Here is a 17,077-nt window from a genome sequence, read left to right on the forward strand (position 1 = left end):
GATGCTGATGCTCGATTTCAGTGGGCAGACCGCCGTGGTCACCGGCGGTTTGCAGGGGATCGGCAAAGCGATTGCCGATCTGTTATTCGAGGGAGGGGCGAATGTGGTGATTGGCGACATCGCTGCCCCCTCGCGCCAGCAGCAAGAGCGTCAGCTGATCGTGCCGGTGGACGTGGCATCACGCCCGGCGGCACAGGCGCTGATTGATGATGCCGTCGCCACCTTTGGCGGCGTCGATATTCTGGTGAACAGCTGCGGCGTCTCGGCAATGAGCCCGGTGGATGCCATGAACGATGATGACTGGCAGCGTATTCTCGATGTGAATGTCAAAGGCCTCAGTTATTTGTCCGAAGCTGCCATTCGCGTGATGAAAGTGCGACAGGCCGGGCGCATTATCAATATCGCTTCCCAGGCGGGAAAAAACGGCTACCGGCTGATGGGGCAATATGTTGCTTCCAAACATGCGGTGCTGGGCCTGACGAAGGTGATGGCGATTGAGCTGGCGCGTGACAATATCCTGGTGAATGCGGTGTGCCCCGGTATTGTGGAAACCGAAATGAAGTGGCGTGAACGGCGCGAAGGGGCAGAACTGCGCGGCCTGACGCCGGAAGCGATCTACGCGGAAGACTGCTCCCAGGTACTGTTGGGGCGCACGGCACAGCCTCGCGATGTCGCCAACGTGGTGGCCTTTCTCGCCAGCCCTCTCTCCTCTTATATGACCGGCCAGGCGATTAACGTCACGGGCGGCATGACGATGCACTGATGAGCACACAACCCGATAAACCCGACAACCACGACCTGGCGGTAATGCACTGGGGAACCTATCGCGTTGCCGTCACCGACGGTCAGCTCACCGGGATCAGCCCGGTGGAGTGGGATCGCAATCCGTCGAAAATCGGCCAATCCCTTCCGGGCGCCGTGCAGGGATCGTCACGCGTCCAGCGTCCGGCAGTACGGCTGGGTTATTTAAACAATCGCGCGGCCTCCCGTGACGGGCGCGGGCGCGAACCCTTTGTGGAGGTGAGCTGGGACGTAGCGCTGGCGCTGGTGGCAGATGAGCTGCAACGGGTGAAAGCGGAGCACGGTAATGAGGCGATCTATGCCGGATCTTATGGCTGGTCGAGCGCCGGGCGCTTTCACCATGCGCAGAGCCAGTTGCACCGTTTCCTCAATGGCTTCGGTGGCTACGCGGGCAGCACCAATACCTACAGTATTGCCGCCGGGGAGCGCATTTTGCCGCATATCCTCGGCGATCTGGATGATCTCCAGCGCCAGCATACCCACTGGCCGGTGCTGGCAGAGCACTGTGAGCTGTTTGTGGCGATCGGTGGCCTGCCGCTTCGCAATGCGCAGGTTAACGGCGGTGGCGCGAACGATCACGCCCTGCAACACTGGCTGGACACCTTGCGCAGTAACGGCACGCGCTTTATCAATATCAGCCCGGTGAAAAACGATCTGTCGGCGGTTGAGGATGCCCGCTGGCTGGCGATCAAACCCGGCAGCGACACGGCGCTGCTGCTGGCGGTGTGCCAGGTACTGGTGGACGAAGCCTTATATGACAGCGACTTTGTTGCCAGCCACACGGTGGGATTTGAACCGTACCGTGCTTATCTGCTGGGAGAGCATGACGGCGTGGTGAAAACCCCGGCGTGGGCCGCGCCGCTCACCGGCTTAAGCGCTGACAGCATTCGCGAACTGGCGCGCGAGATGGCGCACCATAAAACCATGATCAATGTTGCCTGGTCGGTGCAGCGTGCACGCCAGGGCGAGCAGGCATTCTGGGCGGTGGTGGCGACCACGGCGCTGCTGGGGCAGATCGGCACGCCCGGCGGCGGGCTGGGATTTGGCTATGCCTCAACGAACCTTGCCGGATCGGACCGCCATCGCTTTTCCGGGCCGCGCCTGCCTGCGGGCGTGAATGCGGTGACCACCCGCATCCCGGTCGCACGCATCGCCGATATGCTGCTGCATCCCGGTGAAACTTATGAATTTGATGGTAAAACGCAGACCTGGCCTGATATCCGCCTGGTCTACTGGGCGGGCGGCAACGTGTTTCATCATCACCAGGATCTGAATAAGCTTACCCGCGCCTGGCGTCGCCCGGAAACGATTATCGTCCATGAGCAGTACTGGACGGCGCAGGCCAAATTTGCCGATATCGTGCTGCCTGCCACCACCTCGCTGGAGCGGGAAGATATTGGTAGCGCCAGCAATGACGGCTTTATGATTGCCATGCGCCAGCACCTGGCAGCAGTCGGGCAGGCTCGCGATGACTACGCGATTTTCAGCGATCTGGCTAACCGGCTCGGTTTTGGCGACGACTTTACCCAGCAGCTTGATACGCGCGGCTGGCTGGAAGCGATGTACAACGAGGCCCGGCCGCGTGCGCAGGAAGAGGGCATTGAGCTGCCGCTGTTCGACGCGTTCTGGCAGCGCGGCAAGCTGGAGTATCCGCGCCCGGACACGCCGCAGATCCTGCTGGCAGCGTTTCGTGCCGATCCGCAGCGTGCACCGCTCAGCACGCCTTCCGGCAAAATTGAACTGTTCTCGTCTACTGTCGCCGGGTTCGGCTATGCGGAGTGCCCGGGGCATCCGTTCTGGCTGGTGCCGGAAGCTGACGACCCGCGCTGGCCGCTGCATCTGCTTTCCAGCCAGCCACGCACGCGGCTGCACAGCCAGTACGATCACGGCAAAATCAGCCAGCAGACAAAGATTGCCGGGCGCGAACCGCTGTGGCTGCACCCGCAGGATGCCGCGCAGCGCGGCCTGTCGGAGGGCGATATCGTCAACGTCTTTAACGCACGCGGCTCACTGCTGGCCGGGGTGCATCTCAGTGACGGCATACGGCCAGGTGTGGTGCAGATGTCGACGGGTGCCTGGTATGACCCGATCAATACCCGCGATGTGCAGCCGCTGGATAAACACGGTAATCCGAACGTATTAACCGACGATCGGGGCAGTTCCCGGCTGGGCCAGGGGTGTACGGCGCAGAGCTGCCGTGTGGAGATTGTCCGCTTCGATGCGCCGCTGCCGCCGATCACCGCCTGGGACCCGCCGGAGTTTGTCCCCGACCCCGAAGCCTTACCTGCGCGATAAATCTTATTTGATCCGGAGTTTATGATGCTAACGATTACCGCGCCCACGGCGTATCTGCAACAGCCCGGCCTGCGCAAACAGGCGGGCGAACACATCAAACCTTATGCCCGCGAGCTACGTATTCTGACATCGCCACGCGCCTGGCAGGCGGTGAACCCCGGGTTGTCTCACAGCCTGGAGAGCGCGGGTATCCGCTGGCAGCTGGAGTACCTTGACGGTGAATGTACTGACGAGGCCATCGAGCGGTTGCGGGAAAACGTGGTTACCCAGGGCGCGCAGGGCATTTTAGCCGTGGGCGGCGGCAGGGTACTGGACTGCGCCAAAGCGGCGGCAGACACACTGGATGACGTGGTGCTGATTAACTTTGCCACCCTCGCGGCGACCTGTGCGGCCTGGTCGCCGTTCGCCATCGTCTACAACGCCAGCGGGGGCCATGATCATGGCCTGCTGGTCACGAAGAAACCTGCACTGGTGATGGTCGACAGTGAAGTGATTGCTCACACTGATGTGCGCTATCTAAAGGCGGGCATTGTCGATGCGCTGGCAAAATGGTTTGAACTTGAACCGTATCAGCGCCAGAACCCGGGGCGTCTGGGGCTGGATTTGAAGGTGTCGGTGGCCCGCCAGGCGCTGGAGGTGTATGCGCAGTGGGGCAGTGAGGCGGTGCTCGCCAATCAAAACCAGCAGGTGACCCCGGCACTGGAGAAGGTGATTGAGGCCAATATCGTACTTGCCGGGCTGGCCAACAGTGTGCATGACGACCTGCCCACACCCGGAGTGGCGCATGAGATCCACAACCGCCTGACCCACGAACCGGAGCTGCACGATCTGCTGCACGGTGAGAAAGTGGGGTACTGCCTGCTGATCCAGTCACTGCTTGAGCGCGGGCAACAGCCTGATGAGCACCTGGTGAGCTTATTGCGCCAGTACGACAGCCCGCTGACGCTGAGCGCGCTGACGGGCGATGTCGCGGCGCGTTTCCGCCAGATTGCCCGTGAGATTCATTTCCCCGCCGTCAGCCTCACCCTCCTGCCGTTTACAATTACGGTGGAGAAACTGGAGCAGGCATTGGTGGCGACGATAGCGGCGACGTGAATGAATTAAAAACAGTCGGCCAGGATTGAGTATAGAAATCAAACGTATTATTCTGCCCCTGCCAATGGAATCTTTCATACTTTCTAAAACAGGGACGAAATGAAATATCTAATCGCGTTAATCATCTGTTGCCTGAGCGTGTTAACGGCATCAGCGCAGCAGGAAACTGCCGAAAAACCTGAACCGGTATCGACCGTAAAACCCGCCTACCCGGCAAGGGCATTTGCTCACCGTGTTAATGGTCATGTCGTTGTTTCCTATGATGTGAATAACGACGGTGATGTGATCAATGCGCGAGTGGCATCCTCAGAACCTGCGGGAATATTTGATGAGGAAGCGTTAGGAGCCATCAGGAAGTGGAAATTTACCCCGCATAAACCCTGGCAGGGATTAACGAAGGACTTTGTCTTTAGCATTAATACGAAATCATCGGTTGAATAGCGTGTTATCTTTCATCCCGGCCTGAGGGCCGGGATGATCATTTCTTAGTCAAGAAGATGTCGGCGTTTTATCTCCTGAGCGATCAATTCAGGCACCTCTTTCACTTGTGAAATTGCCCGGTTGTTAACGATGATCTGGCTGGCATTGTCGTAACCAGGTGCCCATAAATCATTGTTGTCGACAACATTTTTATATACGGCAATAAGATTTTTTTTCCATGCTGCTGAGATATGCACGATAGCCGTGTCCGGGGAGATAATAAGATCGCACTCATGAATTAATGCCATGACGTGATGCAGCGTGTTGAAGGGATTAATGACGACATTCTCGGGAAGAGGAATATCGATCTCTTTCCTGTGGTCGAGAAGGATAATGTTGAGATTATCATATGTCTCATTAAGTTTTGCTATTATCTCTGCCAGCTGTTCTTGTGAAAAGTTCCGCTCTTTACTTCCGGTAAAAACATTAATGATGATTTTTTTATCATTAAATGCACTGAGGAAGCTTCTGACATCATCGAAAAAAGCATCAGGAATATGCAGACTATAAGCGTCATTAGTGATTGGTTTTTTTATCAGGAACTCAGAAATAAGTGAAGCTGCCTGAGTGACATGCTCTTTGTCTCGTTCAAAGAAATTAAGCGATTTACTGTAATGATTGAAACGCTTTTTCTTGTTGAAGGCCAGCACTGACTTAGGGTTTATTTCACGCAATAGCCGCATTCTGTGAACGGGAGTATCAAACAATGATGGATCGATGACCAGGTCATACTGATTATTTCTCAATTCTTCCATGGTTATTTCTGAAACAGTATGATTGAAGCTTTTCAGATAAACCTCTGTGCTGGCATCTTCTGCTTCATAAATATTTCTGATAAATGGACTATGTTTCACCACAATGCTGCTGGACTTCGTCAGTAATATATCAACCTTATAACCTGCTGTATGCAAGTTTTTAATAAGAGAAGAGTAAACAACGGTGTCACCGATGGTTCCTTCATTACGTATAAGTAAGATCGTTTTTATGGAATCTACGTTTAATGTGCTTTTTTTATACTTATCCCATATAATCTTTGCAACAAGTAATTTGGCATCTAGTCTTACTCTTTTCATAAAGTAGTTTTTGCGTCGATTAAGCTCTCTTAATTTTTTAAAGCGTCCACTAGATACTGAAATAGCAAGTTGTTCGGTCATGGCGAATATCCTTATAAAGTCGATATGAAAAGTGTAATGTTTTTCTTATTTTATCTTTTGAATCAATGAGTTTCAGAGGAAATGGTTTGTTAGGTTGATCACCTGTTGTGTGGCATAGCTTATCACTGCCGTGCAGGAAAATCACCGGGCAATTGGCTGTCAGTCTGTTTCATCCCCAATGATTCGAATGGTGGCATTTAAAATTCATCTCAGCTTGTTTAGTGATTTGACTGCATGAGAATGACGTGGCCTGAAGGCTGATGATTATCGATAGAAGAATAACGGCCGGTGTAACCGGCCGTCCATTTTTATCGCCCTGGAAACTTACAGCGCATTAATTTGCCGTAAGATCTCCTGCTTGATTGTCTTCCTTTTTGCCTCATCCTTCACCGGTTCGGCTTGCTGCTGCAAAGCGGCATCCAGCTTCTCACCCAGCGTGGGGGCTCCCTGGATCCATGCGTTTGTCTCCTCATCACCAATGACGTTTGCCACAATCGCGGCGGCTTTTTCATAGGTTTGCACGTCGATCCACGGTGTCTCCAGAGAGAATGCCGGGGTCGAGGAGGTGACGATCAGCGGAACCTCGGTACGGATATCGCGTGACGAGCTGCCAATGCGTAACGTGAAGCGGCCTGGCTCCAGCACCCAGTCATTCTTGTCCTCATCAAAATAGGAGAAGGAGCGTTTATCAAGCTTCAGCGTCACCTGCTGCTCTGCGCCCGCTGCCAGGCTGACTTTTTCAAACGCTTTCAGCTCCTGAACCGGCCTGTCGAGGCGCGAAGCTTCATCGTGCACGTAAAGCTGAACCACCTCTTTGGTGTCTCTCTGCGACAGGTTGCGCAGCGGGAGGCTGATCGCAATGCTGTCCTGTTGATCAATATTGAATACCGGCTTATCCGGGCTGGCCTTGCCATACTGTACGCCGGAGTAGGAGAGGCCATAGCCAAACGGATACATCGGCGCGACTTGCCGGATGTCAAAAGCACGGTAGCCAACATAAATCCCTTCACCGTAGATCACCGTTTTTGCGCTGCCCGGATAATTGCCAAAACCCGGTGAGTCTTCCAGACGTTTAGGGAAGGTGAGCGGCAGCTTACCGGAAGGGTTCACTTTTCCGCTCAGGATATCCGCTACCGCATTACCCGCCTGTTCACCGGGTTGCCAGGTAAGCAGAATCGCGTCTGCGTGATGCTCCCACGAGGCCATCTCGACAGGGGCACCAATATTCAGCAGCACTACCACCTTTTTATTCTGCTGATGGAATGCCGCAGACACCCTGGCAATCATCGCTATTTCATCCGCATGCATCGCCATGGAATAGCGATCCGCCCCCTCGGTAGAACTGCGCCCGATTGAAATCAGGGCAATATCACTCTGCTGCGCCGCGCTGGTGATAGCGGCATCGCTGGCCTGCTCATCCAGCGTTTGTCCCCCGGCGGCATCGATTAGCGTTAACCCGGCGTTTTTCAGCCCCTGCGGTAACGTCACCAGCCGTTTAGGATCGATATTGACCTCCGCGCTTCCCCCGCCAACCACGAAGAAATTACTGATGTTATGGCCGAACGTTGCCACACGCAGCGAAGTAGTGAGCGGCAGCGTTTCTGCATCGTTTTTCAGCAACACCATGGCATCGGCCGCCGACTGGCGCGCCAGTAACGCATGATCGGCAGGCATAGGATCGCGGGTGGGTTCGCCATCTTTAAAGCGGTGGGTTTTGATCACCACACTCAGGATATTGCGGACGTTTTCGTTGATCTGATCCTGCGTGATCTCGCCGGATTTGATGGCCGCGAGGATCACGTCTTTCGGGTCGGTATTGCGGCGCAGGAACGGCGTGTCCTTTTTCGACAGCCCGCCAGGCATATTAAGGTCGTTACCGTTCTGCAATGCCCGAACCGGATCGCTGACGCCGTACCAGTCAGACATCACCAGACCGTTAAACTTCCACTGGTCGCGCAGGACATCTTTCAGCAGCCAGGCGTTTTGTGAGGCGGGGGTGCCGTTAATCGACGGATAAGAACTCATCACCGCCCAGGGTTGGGCTTTTTCCATGGCATATTCGAAACCGGGGAAATAGATTTCCCGCAGCGCACGCGGAGAAATTATTTCGTTCACCGTCTGTCGGCGCGTTTCCTGATTATTCGCGGCAAAGTGTTTCACCACTGCGCCCACGCCCTGCGCCTGCATCCCGTTGATATAGCTCACCGTGATCATGGCATTCAGCCACGGATCTTCGGAGAAGTATTCAAAGTTGCGGCCGTTCAGCGGGTTGCGCTGAATATTAATCGCCGGGCCGAGCATTAAGTCGACGCCATATTGTTTCGCTTCATTGCCTATCGCGCCGCCGACCTGCTGGATCAGCGCCGGGTCCCACGTGGCTGCCATCGCGATGGACACCGGGAACGCGCTGGCGAAACGCTTCTCACCGCCGGTGGGGCCTGCCCCGAGCCTGACGCCAACCGGGCCATCGGCAAAGACAATTTGCGGGATGCCCAGCCGGGGGATGGCGAAGGTTGAACCCGCCGCGCCCGCCACTTTTTCGGCATTGTTCATGCCGGTGCCCGTCACCAGAGCGGCTTTCTCTTCCGGCGTCATGGCGGCAATGACCTCAGATATCGACTCAGCATCTTTTAACTGTGGAGCGGCCCAGGCGGGTGTAGACAGAAGGATAACGGCAGCCGACAGTCCGGCCTTATGTGATTTCATACTCATCCCTTAGCATTTTTACGGGGGGCTAAAAAATGAGATTACCAAAAATGTTGATATATTTTAGTGACGTAGGTTGCAGGTTGTGGGATGGGGTGGGGGGATATAAAAGTGGTATGGGGGATTTCGGGATGTGGTATATCTGTTTCGCGGCTTACCCGGCTTACCCGGCTTACCCGACTTACCCGACTTACCCGACTTAATCACGGTGATTATTTGGTGTTTGGTGAATCGGATTTTACGCATAGCGATCTCCTCGGGGACAAAATCAGTATGTCGGAAGATCTCTAAAAGTGAATGGCGCGGATTGCAGGGAAGCTTACAATCATGGATGAGACGAGTTATCGAACGGAGTTCGATGGAGAGTCCGTAATCCAGAAAGCAAAAAACCCGCCATAGGCGGGTTCTTCTAAATAGTGGTGCCCGGACTCGGAATCGAACCAAGGACACGGGGATTTTCAATCCCCTGCTCTACCGACTGAGCTATCCGGGCAACGGGGCGCATTAAACCTTATGCCACTGCCAGCGTCAACGGCTTTATGGTGAAAAGCCGACTGATTGCACTCTTTTCCACCAGTCTGTCGTGAAAGCCCCTCTTTTAGCCTGTTTTATCACCCATCCTGATTGCATTTTGTGCCCTGATTTATGCTGGCTGTTGCCCTTTATACGCGATAAAACCGGGTTATTAGGATTATTCTCAATGCTGGCATGAAACTGTCACAATCGCCTGTCAGGCTGGGGCTAACTGAGGATTACTGGCCGCGTATCATGCACTTAGACTTACCGCCTTTAACACCCCAACGTCTGCCATCGCCGCATCTTACCGCGCGCGATCTCTGTATTGAGGTGCCTTTTGTCACACCGGATGCCGATAATCTGGCCGTGATGGAGCTGTTTACCAAACAACCGTCACTGACCAGCCTGCCGGTGGTGGAGCAACGCCATCCGCTGGGGCTGATTAACCGTCATCTGTTTTTATCGCAGATGTCGCGGCCGTTCTTCCGTGAACTGTATGACCGCAAAAGCTGCATCGCCTTTATGGATAAAATGCCGCTGGTGATCGATGCGGCCAGCACGCTGGATAGCGTGGCGCAGCAGATGGTAGCATCGGGCGATAAGTCACTGACAGATGGCTTTATTCTCACCAGTGCGGGTGAGTATATCGGCATCGGGCTGGGTATTGATCTGATCAAAACCGTCTCGGATCAGCAGGCGCGTCAGCATCAGCAAATTATGCAGAGCATTGAATATGCGCGGGTGATCCAGGAAGCGATGCTCGACCAGTCACAGCGCTTACTGGTGCAGCAGCTACGTGATAGTTGCCTGTGCTGGCAGCCGCGTGACTGCGTTGGCGGTGACTTTTACGCCTTTCACACCTTTCCTCACGGCTGGCTGCTGTTAATGGCAGATTGCACCGGGCACGGCGTGCCGGGCGCGTTTATGACGGTCATCCTCTCTTCGGCGCTGGAAAAGGCGCTGACGCAGTGTGAACCGGAGCAGCCGGAGCAGTTACTCCAGCATATCAATCGCTACATTAAACAGACGCTGGGGCAGTTGCAGCAGTCGGAGCAGACCTCGTTGTCGAACGACGGCTGTGATGCGCTGGCGCTGTTTGTTGATACCCGCGAAGACCGCATGATCTGGGCCGGTGCGCGTATTTCCGGTTTTCTGCTCTCGACGGTGAGCGAGCAGGCCATTCTGCTGAGCTGCGATCGCATGGGCGTGGGTTACACCGATACCCCGGTGGACTACGAGTGGGCGCGCCATGAACTGCCGCTGAAACCCCAGGATCTGTTCTTAACCTTTACCGATGGTCTGACCGATCAGATCGGGGGCGAACGCCAGATTATGTTTGGCCGCAAGCGTATTCAGGCAGAGCTGGAACGCAACCGGACGCGCCCGATGAGCGAGCTGGCGGAAGGGCTTCAGCAGACCTTGCTCGCCTGGCAGGGGCAGCAGCTGCGGCGCGATGATATGACATTTTTAGGGTTTCGTTACTGATGAACCGGGGCAACGGGCACAAGAGCACTATGAATACTGATCCGATAATCAGCGGGCTGCTGGCGGACACGCCGCACGATGTGGTGGCGCTGCGTTACACCGGTTTTTTCTCCCAGCACAATATTACGGCGATGGGGGAGGTGATCCGCCTCTATCTGGAGCAGAACGAGGCATCGTTTGTCACCCGGCGTAAGCTGTTCTCCACTTTTGTGGAGATGGTGCAAAATATTCTGCGCTACTCCTCAGACAGCCGGGCGCTCTGCAAAGATAATGACGAAATGCGCTTTGGCGCGATCTGTTTTGGTCTGCATGACGGTAAATATGTGCTGGAAAGCGCTAACCTGGTGCGACCGGATGAATCCGCGCGCCTGAGTGAATGCCTGCTGGCGCTGCGCAATATGAGCGCGGAAGAAATTAAAGTGACCTACAAGCAGTCACTGCGTACAGAAAGCCCGGCCTGGAGCAAAGGGGCGAATATCGGCCTGCTGACTCTGGCGCGGGACGCCAGCCAACCGCTGGAATTTACTTTTCACCAGGTTGCATCGACGGATCTCTCGGCGTTCTACCTGAAAGCGACTATCTGACAGGGCACACCTTAGCTATGAACAACATCTCCATGCCTGCAACCAGCAGCACTCCCGCCGTGGACTTTGATTTCGCCAGCGGCAGGCTGTCGCTCAGCGGGGAATCCTGGCCAGAAAATGCCGCCGCTTTTTACCGTCCGCTGATGGCCGCGGTGGAAGAGTGGCAGGGCAGCGCCTTTTTTCGCAGTATCGACCTGGTCAGCATCCATGTGGCACTCAGCTACTTCAACAGCTCCAGCACCAAAATGTTATTCGGCCTGTTTGGCGTGTTGAACGAAGCGGCAGTCAACGGGGTTCGCACCGAGCTGCACTGGTATTACGACAGCGAAGACGATATTTCCGAAGAGTTCGGTCAGGAGCTGAGTATCGATTTTTCAGCAATTACCTTCCATATGCATCCGGGGGGCGCGGAATGATGAGCATCGATGAGCTGTTCACGCATGAAAATGCCATTCTTGAACAGGCGCGGGATATTGCCGCACGCGAGCACCTTGATGCGGAAACCTGTCGTGCGGCGTTACTGACCCTCAGCGGCCACTATCAGCGCATGATGCGTGAGTCGTGGCGCCTGATTTCCCGCAGTGACCGTGCTGAGCGCGAACTGACGCTTCTCAACGAGCAACTGCGCCAGCTGGCGTTACGGCTGGAGTACGAAGCTACGCACGATCCGCTGACCGGCGTGTATAACCGCAGCGCCATCATCAACCAGATCGGCAGCGCACTGCATCAGGATGACGCCTCCCTGATCCTGCTGGATATTGACCATTTCAAAGCCATTAATGACCAGTACGGCCATCCCACCGGCGATGCGGTGATCAGTGAACTGATCAAACGGATTGAGAACTCGGTGCCGGAGAGCGGCAGTGTGGGGCGCGTGGGGGGCGAGGAGTTTACCATCCTGCTGCCAGGGACCAGCATGGGTCAGGCGGCGGTGGTGGCCGGTTATATTCATGCCTCGCTCAATGCGTCCGTGCTGAACTCCCTGCCGGATCGGCTGGTGACCGTCAGTCTGGGCGTCAGCTGGGGGGCTTCACGCAGTAGTTTTGACACCCTGTATGCCGAGGCTGATGCCGCCTTGTATGAGGCGAAGCGTGCCGGACGTAACCGGATTCACTATGCCAGCCAGCGTGCCGCCCTGGGATAAAGCCGACATTTTTTCTGCGGGTATCCGCTATTCTGCCGGACCACTGGCATTGAACCCGGTACTAAAAAATGCCATTATTGCGCAAATTTTGACAACCCCGTCATCCCTGCACACTGAGGTCACCGCCATGAGAGGTTCACTGCTGTTGTTCAGCATCTGTAACCCGCATCTGCCGATGCAGCCTGGTCGATCTTATTGCTGTCATACCTTGTCGATAAATTCTCTCACCATGCGGTGAGGTCTTTCTACGCTTAACTGTTGGCCATGCGTAAAAACAGACGAGATCTGATTTTACTGATGTCTATCGGTTGAAGCTGAAGTCATTCTGCTGAAAACCCAACATGACTGTTCGCCGGGAACGCGTGCGCTTTGCTGCCGTTCCTATTGCTGTGCCTCTGGCACCCACTCATCCTTGACCGTTAGGGATTTGTGCATGACTCCTCTTAAAATTGCAGCCAGCACCACTGTGGCAATCCATCTCCAGACCGGGCGCGAAGTCGTTACGCTGGATAATACTGATTTCACCGATGTCGCCGCGGTGGTTCTGTCCGTTTCTGACTCACGCTCAGGCGTGCTGGCGCTGCTGCGTCATACCGGTTTTAACCTGCCGGTGTTTATTGCCCTCGACGATGCCGCGCAGGCGGTTGACCTGCCTGAAGTTGATGGCGTGCTGACGGGGGAAGAGGGCGATGCTTCGCTGCTGGAAACCGCCGCAGCCGGGTATCAGGCCAGGTTGTTACCGCCGTTTTTCCAGACGCTGACCAAATACGTAGCGATGGATAACACCACCTTTGCCTGCCCGGGGCATCAGGGCGGTGAGTTCTTTAAAAAGCATCCGGCCGGACGTCAGTTCTTTGACTTCTTTGGTGAGAACGTGTTTCGTGCCGATATGTGCAACGCCGACGTGAAACTCGGTGATTTGCTGATCCACGAAGGTTCAGCCAAACATGCGCAGAAGTTTGCAGCGAAAGTCTTCAACGCGGATAAAACCTACTTTGTGCTGAATGGCACCTCCAGCGCCAATAAAGTGGTGACCAATGCGCTGCTGACCCGTGGCGATCTGGTGCTGTTCGACCGCAATAACCATAAATCTAACCATCATGGTGCGCTGATCCAGGCCGGCGCGACGCCGGTATATCTGGAAACTGCCCGCAACCCGTTTGGGTTTATTGGTGGCATTGATGCGCACTGCTTTGATGAAGCCTATGTGCGTGACCTGATTAAACAGGTGGCACCGGAACGTGCCGGGGATGAACGTCCGTTCCGTCTGGCGGTGATCCAGCTCGGCACCTACGATGGCACGGTGTATAACGCGCGCAAGGTGCTCGACAGCATCGGCCACCTGTGCGACTACATCCTGTTTGACTCCGCCTGGGTGGGCTATGAGCAGTTTATTCCCGTGATGGAAGCCTGTTCGCCGCTGTTGCTGGATCTGAAGCCGTCCGACCCCGGCATTTTTGTGACGCAGTCCGTGCATAAACAGCAGGCCGGGTTCTCGCAGACTTCGCAGATCCACAAGAAAGATAACCATATCCGTGGCCAGCAGCGTTTTTGCAGCCACAAACGCCTGAACAATGCGTTTATGCTGCATGCCTCCACCAGCCCGTTCTACCCGCTGTTTGCTGCGCTGGATATCAACGCCAAAATGCATCAGGGCGAAGCGGGACGACGTCTGTGGCATGAGTGCGTGGTGCTGGGCATTGATGCACGTAAGGCGATTCTGGCGCGCTGCGAGATGATTAAGCCGTTTATTCCCGATGAGGTTGACGGCAAACCCTGGCAGGATGCGCCGACGGCGACGATCGCTTCCGATGCGCGCTACTTCAGCTTTGCACCGGGCGCGTCGTGGCATGGATTTGGCGGGTATGAGAAAGATCAGTATCTGGTCGATCCGTGCAAGCTGCTGCTGACCACGCCGGGCATTGATGCTGCCAGCGGGAAATATGCCTCTTTCGGTATTCCGGCAACGATTCTGGCGAACTATCTGCGTGAAAATGGCGTGGTGCCGGAGAAGTGCGATCTGAACTCCATTCTGTTCCTGCTGACACCGGCAGAGAGCATGGAGAAGATGGCGAAGCTGGTGGCGAAACTGGCCCAGTTCGAACAGCACATCAAAGAAGATGCGTTACTGCGCGATGTGCTGCCGACGATCTACCGGAAAAATGCGGCGCGCTACGAAGGTTACACCTTGAAGCGACTGTGCCAGGAGATGCACGACCTGTATGTCAGCCATGATGTGAAGGATCTGCAAAAGGCGATGTTCCGCCAGCAGAGCCTGCCAAAAATGGTGATGAACCCGCAGGATGCCAATATCGAATTTATTCGTGGCAATGTGGAGCTGGTGCCCATTTCACAGGCAGCCGGGCGTATTGCGGCTGAAGGCGCGTTACCGTATCCACCAGGCGTGCTGTGTGTGGTGCCGGGTGAAGAGTGGGGCGGGGCCGTGCAGCAGTATTTCCTCGCGCTGGAGGAGGGCATTAACCTGCTGCCGGGCTTCTCGCCGGAGTTGCAGGGGGTGTATGCCGAAGCCGACGAGCACGGCGTTAAGCGTTTGCAGGGATACGTTTTGGTGTAAAAAAACCGGGTCGGGCGTGCCCGACCCCTACGAAACGCGGTGTTATCTGGCAGCGTCGTAGGGGCGAGGCATGCCTCGCCCAGGTGTGTACCCGACCTCAGGTCAGGTATTGAGCGCTTCTTCCCGCGCCTGGCGCACAATCGCTTTCGCGATCCATTTGCCAATATCCTGCAGTTCGTCGTTATCACAGCCCCAGATATCTTTCATCACCAGAAAAATCTCCGAACCGTAAACCAGCGACAGTGAACGCACCACGCGATCCATCAAATCAGGCGTCAGCTCTTTATTGAGCGGTTCCACCACCTGCATCAGCATTGCTTTGCGATTTCCCCGCACCAGCTTCTCTTTCAATGGCACGGCATCCACCGACTGCGACTGCGCCCACTGCGTCAGCGACAGATGCAGCGCCGCTCGCAACGTTCCCTCGTGTTTCAGCATGCGCGGGAAGGCAAAACTCAGCAGCTCATCAATGCGTGCGTTGGCATCTTGCTGAGTGGGCTGCCAGTTTTTGATGGGGCTGAGAGTTTCAGACACAATGGCCGAGACCAGTGCACTCTGCGTCGGGAAGTAGCGATAAGCAGTGGCGCGGGACAGCTGTGCCTCCTGCGCAACTTCGGTAATCGATGGAAATGCCCCGTTATCAAACATCTTCATCGCGGTATCAATTAGTAAGCGGCGCGTTCTGGCTCGTGTTGATGTCAGCCCCAAAACGCTAGCGGAATCCCTTTGCTCCACAATAACCTCATTTTCCGGTTTAACCTGTTTCTTGATTGGGCCAGTGAGCGAGACAGTACGTTCACCAGCGTTGACAACGGGGTTCGGCCTGCGCCATTCCCCGCTGTTATAAGCGTAGTCAAAACTCGACGGGACTCATATTTCATTCAATTGATTTATCAATCTTGATGGTGCTACTGTGAGTTTTCCATACTTAACCTCTTCAAAGATTCAAAGCTATTTACGTTTTTACATCAAGAATATCAACTCTTTATTGATATAAATAACAGGTTATCGTAACGCTCATGAAAAATGATACTGGATCTATCTACGTTGTTGCTACAGCGGATACTAAAGGAAGGGAACTGTTTTATGTGCACGATTTGATTGCTCAGGTCGGCGTGCCAGTGGTGACAGTTGACCTGTCTACTCAACCACTTACCCGCGCTTTCGAAGGGGATATCCCGGCCGCCATGGTGGCAGATTATCACCCCCAGGGACGCGATGTTGTCTTCTGTGGCGACCGCGGTAAGGCGATTAACGCCATGGCACAAGCTTTTGAGATTTTCCTTAGCCAGCGCGATGATGTTGCGGGGATCATTGGGCTGGGTGGCTCAGGCGGTACGGCACTGATCACGCCAGCGATGCAGGCGCTGCCCGTGGGCATACCCAAACTGATGGTTTCCACGATGGCCTCTGGCGATGTGTCGGGCTATGTCGGCGCCAGCGATATTGCCATGCTCTATTCGGTGACCGATGTCGCCGGGCTGAACCGGATTTCGCGCCGCGTGCTGGGGAATGCCGCCCACCAGATTGCCGGCGCAGTCCGCTTCCCACTTCCTCCGGATGAAAATGATAAACCTGCCATCGGCCTGACGATGTTTGGCGTCACCACGCCGTGCATAGAGGCCGCCTGTGCCGCGCTGGAAGCCGATTATGACTGCCTGGTGTTCCATGCCACCGGCAGCGGGGGTAAAGCGATGGAGAAGCTGGCAGACAGCAATATGCTGGCCGGGATGCTTGACCTGACAACCACTGAAGTCTGTGATTTGCTGTTTGACGGTGTGCTGGCCTGCGGTGAAGATCGCTTCGATGCGCTGGCCCACACTCAACTGCCTTGCGTGCTCTCCTGCGGGGCGCTGGATATGGTGAACTTTGGTCATCCTGCCAGCGTGCCGCAGAAATACGCCTCACGCCTGTTCTACCATCACAATGCCCAGGTGACGCTGATGCGTACCACCGTGGAGGAGAATGTTGAGATGGCACGCTGGATAGCTGAAAAACTGAACCGCTGCGAAGGGGAAGTGCGTTTTCTGATCCCTGAAGGGGGCTTTTCTGCGCTGGATGCGCCAGGCCAGCCATTCTGGTCGCCCGAGGCCAACCAGGCGTTTATCTCCACGCTGGAGGCAAGCTGCATACAGACCGCACAGCGCCAGATTATTCGTCTGCCCTGGAACATTAACGATCGGCAGTTCGCCGCTGAAGCCGTTGCTCAATTTCGCCAACTGGCGTCGAAAGGAAGATAACC

At 55.4% G+C, this 17,077-nt stretch carries 13 protein-coding genes and 1 tRNA gene; 10 read left to right on the forward strand and 4 right to left on the reverse strand.

Translation table 11 applies throughout. The annotated features are described in order from the left end of the window. Position 1 precedes the first annotated feature (1 nt). From WH279_RS08300 to WH279_RS08315, 4 genes are all read left to right on the forward strand, one after another. Entirely contained in the window at positions 2-763 is a 762-nt protein-coding gene (locus WH279_RS08300; protein WP_200641245.1) for an SDR family NAD(P)-dependent oxidoreductase, read from the forward strand. Beyond that, positions 763-3,096: a molybdopterin-dependent oxidoreductase gene (locus tag WH279_RS08305; RefSeq protein ID WP_339455777.1), complete on the forward strand. Its 2,334-nt coding sequence runs from the start codon at positions 763-765 to the stop codon at positions 3,094-3,096. The genes WH279_RS08300 and WH279_RS08305 overlap by 1 nt, the downstream gene beginning before the upstream one ends. A 24-nt stretch (positions 3,097-3,120) precedes the next feature. Beyond that, a complete protein-coding gene (locus tag WH279_RS08310; protein ID WP_339456254.1) occupies positions 3,121-4,191 on the forward strand; it encodes an iron-containing alcohol dehydrogenase family protein in 1,071 nt (356 codons plus the stop codon). A gap of 99 nt (positions 4,192-4,290) precedes the next feature. After that, complete coding sequence (locus WH279_RS08315; protein WP_339455778.1) at positions 4,291-4,632, forward strand: TonB family protein; 342 nt, start codon at positions 4,291-4,293, stop codon at positions 4,630-4,632. Positions 4,633-4,676: 44 nt separating this feature from the next. Here WH279_RS08315 and WH279_RS08320 read toward each other — a convergent pair whose 3' ends face one another. The 3 genes from WH279_RS08320 to WH279_RS08330 all read right to left on the reverse strand — a co-directional run bounded on the left by WH279_RS08320 (position 4,677) and on the right by WH279_RS08330 (position 9,024). Further along, complete coding sequence (locus WH279_RS08320; RefSeq protein WP_339455779.1) at positions 4,677-5,825, reverse strand: glycosyltransferase family 9 protein; 1,149 nt, start codon at positions 5,823-5,825, stop codon at positions 4,677-4,679. Between the two features lie 324 nt (positions 5,826-6,149). Next, entirely contained in the window at positions 6,150-8,531 is a 2,382-nt protein-coding gene (locus tag WH279_RS08325; RefSeq protein ID WP_339455780.1) for a beta-glucosidase family protein, read from the reverse strand. Between the two features lie 417 nt (positions 8,532-8,948). After that, positions 8,949-9,024: transfer RNA gene (locus WH279_RS08330), tRNA-Phe, on the reverse strand. A gap of 275 nt (positions 9,025-9,299) precedes the next feature. Between WH279_RS08330 and WH279_RS08335 the strand changes: the two genes are divergently transcribed. The 5 genes from WH279_RS08335 to WH279_RS08355 all read left to right on the forward strand — a co-directional run bounded on the left by WH279_RS08335 (position 9,300) and on the right by WH279_RS08355 (position 14,835). Further along, a complete protein-coding gene (locus tag WH279_RS08335; RefSeq protein ID WP_133846140.1) occupies positions 9,300-10,532 on the forward strand; it encodes a SpoIIE family protein phosphatase in 1,233 nt (410 codons plus the stop codon). A gap of 29 nt (positions 10,533-10,561) precedes the next feature. After that, positions 10,562-11,116 (forward strand): SiaB family protein kinase, encoded by a 555-nt coding sequence (locus tag WH279_RS08340; protein ID WP_133846141.1) that lies wholly within the window; start codon positions 10,562-10,564, stop codon positions 11,114-11,116. Positions 11,117-11,133: 17 nt separating this feature from the next. Beyond that, positions 11,134-11,532 (forward strand): DUF1987 domain-containing protein, encoded by a 399-nt coding sequence (locus tag WH279_RS08345; protein WP_212813747.1) that lies wholly within the window; start codon positions 11,134-11,136, stop codon positions 11,530-11,532. Further along, positions 11,529-12,260 (forward strand): GGDEF domain-containing protein, encoded by a 732-nt coding sequence (locus WH279_RS08350; protein ID WP_133846143.1) that lies wholly within the window; start codon positions 11,529-11,531, stop codon positions 12,258-12,260. The genes WH279_RS08345 and WH279_RS08350 overlap by 4 nt, the downstream gene beginning before the upstream one ends. Before the next feature lie 433 nt (positions 12,261-12,693). Further along, the gene (locus WH279_RS08355; RefSeq protein ID WP_339455786.1) at positions 12,694-14,835 is read left to right on the forward strand and encodes an ornithine decarboxylase; all 2,142 of its coding nucleotides are present in this window, start codon (positions 12,694-12,696) and stop codon (positions 14,833-14,835) included. A gap of 102 nt (positions 14,836-14,937) precedes the next feature. Here WH279_RS08355 and WH279_RS08360 read toward each other — a convergent pair whose 3' ends face one another. Continuing rightward, the gene (locus WH279_RS08360) at positions 14,938-15,570 is read right to left on the reverse strand and encodes a TetR/AcrR family transcriptional regulator (RefSeq protein ID WP_200641251.1); all 633 of its coding nucleotides are present in this window, start codon (positions 15,568-15,570) and stop codon (positions 14,938-14,940) included. A gap of 284 nt (positions 15,571-15,854) precedes the next feature. On the opposite strand from WH279_RS08360, the gene WH279_RS08365 reads away from it, so the two are divergent. Then, entirely contained in the window at positions 15,855-17,075 is a 1,221-nt protein-coding gene (locus WH279_RS08365) for a Tm-1-like ATP-binding domain-containing protein (protein WP_339455788.1), read from the forward strand. The last annotated feature ends 2 nt before the right edge of the window (positions 17,076-17,077 follow it).

Source organism: Erwinia sp. MYb375, from assembly GCF_037479175.1.
In the GTDB taxonomy this organism is placed as follows: domain Bacteria; phylum Pseudomonadota; class Gammaproteobacteria; order Enterobacterales; family Enterobacteriaceae; genus Erwinia; species Erwinia rhapontici.

What these genes read in the sequence shown, in the direction of transcription:
- WH279_RS08300 (WP_200641245.1), top strand. Translation starts at nt 2, where the DNA reads ATGCTGATGCTCGATTTCAGTGGGCAGACCGCCGTGGTCACCGGCGGT.
- WH279_RS08305 (WP_339455777.1), top strand. Translation starts at nt 763, where the DNA reads ATGAGCACACAACCCGATAAACCCGACAACCACGACCTGGCGGTAATG.
- WH279_RS08310 (WP_339456254.1), top strand. Translation starts at nt 3,121, where the DNA reads ATGCTAACGATTACCGCGCCCACGGCGTATCTGCAACAGCCCGGCCTG.
- WH279_RS08315 (WP_339455778.1), top strand. Translation starts at nt 4,291, where the DNA reads ATGAAATATCTAATCGCGTTAATCATCTGTTGCCTGAGCGTGTTAACG.
- WH279_RS08320 (WP_339455779.1), bottom strand. Translation starts at nt 5,825, where the DNA reads ATGACCGAACAACTTGCTATTTCAGTATCTAGTGGACGCTTTAAAAAA.
- WH279_RS08325 (WP_339455780.1), bottom strand. Translation starts at nt 8,531, where the DNA reads ATGAAATCACATAAGGCCGGACTGTCGGCTGCCGTTATCCTTCTGTCT.
- WH279_RS08335 (WP_133846140.1), top strand. Translation starts at nt 9,300, where the DNA reads ATGCACTTAGACTTACCGCCTTTAACACCCCAACGTCTGCCATCGCCG.
- WH279_RS08340 (WP_133846141.1), top strand. Translation starts at nt 10,562, where the DNA reads ATGAATACTGATCCGATAATCAGCGGGCTGCTGGCGGACACGCCGCAC.
- WH279_RS08345 (WP_212813747.1), top strand. Translation starts at nt 11,134, where the DNA reads ATGAACAACATCTCCATGCCTGCAACCAGCAGCACTCCCGCCGTGGAC.
- WH279_RS08350 (WP_133846143.1), top strand. Translation starts at nt 11,529, where the DNA reads ATGATGAGCATCGATGAGCTGTTCACGCATGAAAATGCCATTCTTGAA.
- WH279_RS08355 (WP_339455786.1), top strand. Translation starts at nt 12,694, where the DNA reads ATGACTCCTCTTAAAATTGCAGCCAGCACCACTGTGGCAATCCATCTC.
- WH279_RS08365 (WP_339455788.1), top strand. Translation starts at nt 15,855, where the DNA reads ATGAAAAATGATACTGGATCTATCTACGTTGTTGCTACAGCGGATACT.